The organism is Streptococcus handemini (genome assembly GCF_040984445.1).
GTDB lineage: Bacteria > Bacillota > Bacilli > Lactobacillales > Streptococcaceae > Streptococcus > Streptococcus handemini.
The window spans coordinates 1-2,702 of sequence record NZ_JBFRYH010000110.1 but is presented as its reverse complement, the minus strand read 5'-3'; the positions used below and the strand labels follow the sequence as shown (position 1 = coordinate 2,702).

The 2,702-nt window shown below is 37.9% G+C and carries 3 protein-coding genes and 1 pseudogene; 3 read left to right on the top strand and 1 reads right to left on the bottom strand.

Annotated features, from left to right (window positions below; genetic code table 11):
* Positions 1 to 331: 331 nt before the first annotated feature.
* The 3 genes from upp to ABPH35_RS10675 all read left to right on the top strand — a co-directional run bounded on the left by upp (position 332) and on the right by ABPH35_RS10675 (position 2,620).
* Positions 332 to 961, top strand: coding sequence for a uracil phosphoribosyltransferase (upp, locus tag ABPH35_RS10685; protein ID WP_349989651.1), 630 nt, complete (start codon positions 332 to 334; stop codon positions 959 to 961).
* Between the two features lie 204 nt (positions 962 to 1,165).
* Positions 1,166 to 1,774, top strand: coding sequence for an ATP-dependent Clp protease proteolytic subunit (locus ABPH35_RS10680; protein WP_349989652.1), 609 nt, complete (start codon positions 1,166 to 1,168; stop codon positions 1,772 to 1,774).
* A 537-nt stretch (positions 1,775 to 2,311) separates the two neighbouring features.
* On the top strand, positions 2,312 to 2,620 hold the full coding sequence (locus ABPH35_RS10675; RefSeq protein ID WP_349989650.1) for a YlbG family protein: 309 nt from the start codon (positions 2,312 to 2,314) through the stop codon (positions 2,618 to 2,620).
* Here the strand turns inward: ABPH35_RS10675 and ABPH35_RS10670 are convergent.
* Positions 2,595 to 2,702: pseudogene (locus ABPH35_RS10670) on the bottom strand (IS30 family transposase); the annotation flags it as partial. The gene ABPH35_RS10675 and the pseudogene ABPH35_RS10670 sit on opposite strands and share 26 nt — an antisense overlap.

Below are 2,702 nucleotides of genomic sequence, written 5' to 3'. Positions count from 1 at the left end.
TCCTTTTTGGTGTATAATAGTTTTGCATCTCAGAATCTTTCTAATTGTTGTTGTGGTGATTACAATTATATCTCGCCGAGATGTTTTTTCATACCTTCAACTGGCTAATTTCATTTTAGAACTTTTAAGCACTCTCGAAATAGCTACTGTCTTGAAAATATTTTTTCTTAAATCCTTGATAAACTTGACAAATGGTAGAAAAAGTCCCCGTAATCTTCATGGTGGGTTTACCCACTACAGAAATTATAGAGCCAAAAAAGCCTGCCATTTTGGCAAGCTTTTTTTGATATTTTTTGGTAAAATAGAAAAAACAAATAGAAGAGGTTACATCATGGAGAAATTCCAAGTTATTGCACATCCACTTATTCAGCATAAATTATCTATCTTGCGCCGTACAGATACGCCTACTAAGGCTTTCCGTGAATTGGTGAATGAAATCGCTATGTTGATGGGATATGAAGTGCTACGTGATTTACCATTAGAAGATGTTGAAATTGAAACACCTATTACTAAGACAGTTCAAAAACAAATCGCTGGGAAAAAATTGGCGATTGTTCCAATTCTACGTGCTGGAATTGGGATGGTAGATGGTCTATTAAGTCTTGTACCAGCTGCCAAAGTTGGGCATATCGGCATGTACCGCGATGAAGAAACCTTGCAACCAGTTGAATACTTGGTCAAATTACCAGAAGATATTGACCAACGTCAGATTTTTGTTGTTGACCCAATGCTTGCAACAGGTGGTTCTGCGATTTTGGCGATTGACTCACTGAAAAAACGTGGCGCAACCAATATCAAATTTGTCTGCCTTGTCGCAGCGCCAGAAGGTGTTAAAGCCCTTCAAGCTGCTCATCCAGATGTGGACATCTTTACCGCAGCCCTAGATGAGAAATTAAATGAAAAAGGCTATATCGTTCCAGGTTTAGGAGATGCAGGCGACCGCCTGTTCGGTACAAAATAAGAAAGATAGGAGTGAGACTCAATTGTGATTTCATAGAAATCGCTTGGGCTCACTCTTTTTTATACTAGGAGTTTGTCTTTTTTTGATTTTCAAAATACGTACAGATGAGACTAGTTTGAGTTCTGTTTGGGAAGAACAGAACTTTTTGGTGCGTCAAGTTTTTTATTTGACCTTTTTTGACTATTTAAGTATAATAATCTCAAAATCAAAAAGGAGAATACTATGATTCCTGTAGTTATTGAACAAACCAGTCGTGGGGAACGCTCGTATGATATTTACTCACGTCTCTTAAAAGATCGTATTATCATGTTGACAGGCCCAGTTGAGGACAATATGGCAAACTCTGTCATTGCCCAGTTGCTTTTCCTTGATGCCCAAGATCCAAACAAGGATATTTACCTTTATGTCAACACTCCTGGAGGCTCTGTTTCAGCAGGATTAGCTATTGTAGATACGATGAACTTCATCAAGGCTGATGTACAAACAATTGTTATGGGGATGGCAGCTAGCATGGGGACCATCATTGCGTCAAGCGGTGCCAAGGGCAAACGCTTCATGTTGCCTCATGCAGAGTACATGATTCACCAACCAATGGGCGGTACAGGTGGTGGTACGCAGCAAACCGATATGGCGATTGCAGCTGAGCACCTATTAAAAACCCGTAACACACTAGAAAAAATTCTTGCGGATAACTCAGGAAAGAGTATCAAACAAATCCACAAAGACGCGGAACGTGATTACTGGATGAGTGCCAAAGAAACCCTTGACTATGGCTTTATTGACCAAATCATGGAAAATAATCAGTTAAAATAGGAAGTAAGACTGTCTCACATTGGAAATGACAAACTAGCTTGGCGAATTTGTCATTTTTTGTTTTAAGCTGTACAGCCATTCTAATACTCATTGAAATTCAAAAATAGCCAACTTATCCACCATTTATAACCATAAAAACTATAAAATGGGTGCATTGGCAAAGTTAGGATAGTACTTGTGTCAGGCTGAAAATCCAGTAAACCGAAGATGTTGAAACATAGGATACTTTTGCAGTAGTGGTATTATTCGTAGCGGTTATGCTGCTGCGAATAACGGAAGTTTTGAGACCTTAGGCTTAAAAATAAGCATTGCTTCAACAGTCTAGGGAACTGTTGAAGGTTGGAAATAAGGATTATGAAACAATCCTCAACTAGTAAGGAGGTTGCTTGCGCCTGCGCTATCTACTAAAGTATCGAAAAATGATAATTTTGATAGTAATAGATTATTAAAAGATTGTCAAAAACAGAATGAGTTCATCACTATCAAATGATTTATTTTTTGATATAATGGAAATAGAAGAAATGAAAGAGGAACAGCATGGCATTTGAAAAACAAGAACGAGTGAGTATCACGGTCTATTTACATTACAATCGCGATGCTAGAAAGTTAAACCAATACGGGGACATCATCTACCATTCTCGCCGATTGCGTTATTTATTGCTCTATGTCAATCAGGAAGATGTGGATAATCTGATGACCAGTTTGAAAAAAGAAAAGTTTGTTAAGAAGGTCCTCTCCTCTCATGTGAAGGAATTGGATACCAATTTTGTGGGAAGTTTATGGCGTCAAGAAGAAGAGAAAGCTAAATTTCAAGTTCAAGTTAGCCAGTCTGTAAAAATTCTCTAGGAGATTTGTAACCCAATATCTTCTTTGGATAGTTGTTAATCCAGTTTTCAATAAATGCGACTTGTTGTTGCGTCGCATTTTT